The 2,766-nt window shown below is 64.2% G+C and carries 3 protein-coding genes and 2 pseudogenes; 2 read left to right on the forward strand and 3 right to left on the reverse strand.

The annotated features are described in order from the left end of the window. Nucleotides 1-14 precede the first annotated feature (14 nt). The 3 genes from ACFWPJ_RS29760 to ACFWPJ_RS29770 all read right to left on the reverse strand — a co-directional run bounded on the left by ACFWPJ_RS29760 (nucleotide 15) and on the right by ACFWPJ_RS29770 (nucleotide 1,654). Nucleotides 15-458: a hypothetical protein gene (locus tag ACFWPJ_RS29760; RefSeq protein ID WP_378856376.1), complete on the reverse strand. Its 444-nt coding sequence runs from the start codon at nucleotides 456-458 to the stop codon at nucleotides 15-17. Beyond that, nucleotides 455-1,000: a DNA-directed RNA polymerase subunit beta gene (locus tag ACFWPJ_RS29765; protein WP_378856378.1), complete on the reverse strand. Its 546-nt coding sequence runs from the start codon at nucleotides 998-1,000 to the stop codon at nucleotides 455-457. The genes ACFWPJ_RS29760 and ACFWPJ_RS29765 overlap by 4 nt, the downstream gene beginning before the upstream one ends. A 429-nt stretch (nucleotides 1,001-1,429) precedes the next feature. Further along, entirely contained in the window at nucleotides 1,430-1,654 is a 225-nt protein-coding gene (locus ACFWPJ_RS29770; RefSeq protein ID WP_378856380.1) for a cold shock domain-containing protein, read from the reverse strand. A 218-nt stretch (nucleotides 1,655-1,872) separates the two neighbouring features. Here ACFWPJ_RS29770 and ACFWPJ_RS29775 point away from each other — a divergent pair. After that, nucleotides 1,873-2,217, forward strand: a pseudogene (locus ACFWPJ_RS29775) (helix-turn-helix domain-containing protein); the annotation flags it as partial. Between the two features lie 108 nt (nucleotides 2,218-2,325). Further along, nucleotides 2,326-2,766: pseudogene (locus tag ACFWPJ_RS29780) on the forward strand (XRE family transcriptional regulator); the annotation flags it as partial.

The following is a 2,766-nucleotide window of genomic DNA, read 5'->3' on the forward strand; positions in this document are numbered from 1 at the left end:
AACCCGCCGGTGTCCTACCGGCCCGCGTTTTTGGGGGTGAACCCGACCGGGGCGGTGGGCCGGTACGGATCCAGGGGCTCCTGCGGTAGCCAGCGACGCGCGGGATCTCGCGGCGAGGGCAACAACACCTCGTCACCATCGGGCACGAGCACTGCTCCGGCGGCTGTCAGCGCCGCGAAGCTCGCGCCGCTGCGCAGGTGGGCGGGCACGGGACCGGTCAGGATCGTGACTGTGGGTTGCGGGGTGTCGGTGTGCACAATGACCGGGCCCGGCCACGGCAGCGCGTTGATGACCCGGTGGCCGAAATCGCACGGCAACTCGATCGCGCCGACTGTCCCGGTCCGCAGCACGATCTGGCTGGTGGATTCGCGGACGAAGGCGTCGAATCCGCAGGCATTGCGGTAGATGCTGGCCCGGTGAATCACCTTGTCCACCGGCAGCAATCGCGAAGTACTCATTGGTGTCCACCGCGTTTCAAGCAGGCCTGGACCGCGTCAAGGACCGTGGTCGTCGTGGGCCGCTGGGGACTGGTTGGTGGCTCCTGCCACTCTCGGCACGATGCTGCGTCGATGGCGGTCGGTGTCGGGAGCCCGATCCGAACGCCGGAGGCGAAGACGACAACGTTGTTGACCCAGAGCAACGTGGCGTCAGGGAGTTGGTCGATCCGGCGATCGGCCGCGGTGATGAACGTCCACGACCTCGACTTGGGGTGGCTCACGATCGGTCCGCTGTCTGCGTCGGACCGGTCCAGCTCGCCGCGCACCCGATGACCGAGAACTGACGGCATCATCACCGCCTGTACCCGACCCGCGACGACGATGATCTGGCCGGAGTCAGGATCGAGGACCGCTGGCAGTTGACACACCTGCTGGTAGTAGGCGCACCGCGACGCAATCGAGATACCGACCAAGTCCAGGCCCGCCGGCTCGGCCTCGGGTGTGACCGGAAGCTGGCGAGTGGGAGCCTCGATCAGAGCCGCTTGGGCAGAGTTCGCATTCATTGGTTGCCTCCACGTGTGTGGTGGGAGATCGTGATCCAGGCCGGTAGTCTGCGGTCCGATCGTGGGTTGGTGACGGCGGCAAGTGCCTTGTCCACGGCCGCGGCACGGCGACGCGAGTTGCTTCGGCTCGGTCGATCTGATTCCTCGGCTTTGAGTTCTGCGACAACGGCTTCCAGAGGTTCTGGGCCGCAGCGGGCGAAGCTGCGCAGGATGGCTTTCAGCTCCTGGTGTTTTCGATTCCGCACCGCTGTCGACCCCCAATCATGTGCGCGACTATGCCTTTTCAGGTAACCAGCGGCATCAGCTACGGCCTACAGGTTCGATGTCCACACCGCGTCCACACCTGTTGTGCTCTCGACAGGGAGCCAACTGAGGGACTCAGTCGGTCGAGCTCGGATGGTCACCTCGCTTCACGCGGCCTGAAGCGGTCTATTCGATCGCCGCGATGGTTGCGGCGCTGGCAAGGCGGACCTTGATTGCCTGGGGACCGCGATCACCCTCTGTGATTTCGAAGTGGACTCGATCGTTGTCGGACAGGCTTCGGAACCCCTGGCCGATGATGCCCGAGTAGTGGACGAACACATCGGGCCCGTCGCTGCGGGCGATGAACCCGAATCCCTTCTCGGCGCTGAACCACTTCACAGTCCCGGTCATCGACATCTCGAATTGCCTTCCGCTGATTCCTCTGGCCACCCATCCATGGAGAACGTCGGGCATTCTTCGACGTTCTCCTGCGAAGCGGCCGGCAGAAGCCCGACCTGCACCTCGCGCGAGTGCTGATTCCTATGGTGGACGGCAGATTTGATCCAATGAAGGCCTCGGGTGAATAGGTTCAATTCACGACAGGGCGATCCGGCGGATAAGGTGAGCCGATGGCGTCATTGCCCGGACACCGCGACTGCGATCGGTGTCAACGACCTGCGATCGGTATCGGCAGAAACGTGCTGTGCGTTGAGTGCGCCCGCGCCGCGTACTCGACTCGGATACCGACTGCGCAGTGGTGGGTCGGCGAGCTCAGAGATGCCCTGCGGAGCGAGCAGGTCGGTAGGGTTCTTGCGGCCTACCGGCATCACGCGGCCCACGGTCACCGACCGCTGCCGCAGACCGAATTGGCTCGCTGGTTGGGTATCTCGCAGGCCCGGCTGTGCAGGCTCGAGAACCAGCGCGCTCAAATCGATCACCAGGTTCTGACCGACATAGCCCGCATCTTGGGTATACCTGAAGCGCTTCTGTGGTCGGATCCGCAGGGCCGGCAGCCACTGGGGGCGGCCACAGAGGCTGGCAATGCGGCGGTGCGCCTTCCCAGTGGGAAAACAGTGCCCGCAATGAGCGCCAGCACGGAAGCGCCACTGGCAGAGACACTTCTTGCGGCACTGAACAACTATGCGGCGTTGGACATGCTCGCTGGGCCCCACGATCTGCTCGACATCGTCGAAAACCAGCTGTTGGCTATCGATTCCGCTGTGGAAGGCCGTGTCGAGGGCCGATCGCAACTGCAATACGCATCCGGGCGATTCGCCGAATTCCTCGGTTGGCTTCATCAAGACGCCGGGAACCTGCGCACAGCGATGAAGTGGTCTGCCCGGGCGCTCGCCCGCGCGAATGAGTGCGGTGATCCACAGCTACGTACCTACGTGCTGATGCGCCAATCCAACATCGCTGGCGACGCCGGCAACATCGCCGTCGCGGTTGACCGGGTTGAGGAGGCGTTGGCCGACACCACAGGGCTGACCACCCGGCAGCGATCGGTCTTGCTACGACAGAAG

Origin of the sequence: Nocardia sp. NPDC058497, from assembly GCF_042720195.1 — a bacterium.
In the GTDB taxonomy this organism is placed as follows: Bacteria; Actinomycetota; Actinomycetes; order Mycobacteriales; family Mycobacteriaceae; genus Nocardia.

What these genes read in the sequence shown, in the direction of transcription:
- ACFWPJ_RS29770 (WP_378856380.1), bottom strand. Translation starts at nt 1,654, where the DNA reads ATGACCGGGACTGTGAAGTGGTTCAGCGCCGAGAAGGGATTCGGGTTC.
- ACFWPJ_RS29765 (WP_378856378.1), bottom strand. Translation starts at nt 1,000, where the DNA reads ATGAATGCGAACTCTGCCCAAGCGGCTCTGATCGAGGCTCCCACTCGC.
- ACFWPJ_RS29760 (WP_378856376.1), bottom strand. Translation starts at nt 458, where the DNA reads ATGAGTACTTCGCGATTGCTGCCGGTGGACAAGGTGATTCACCGGGCC.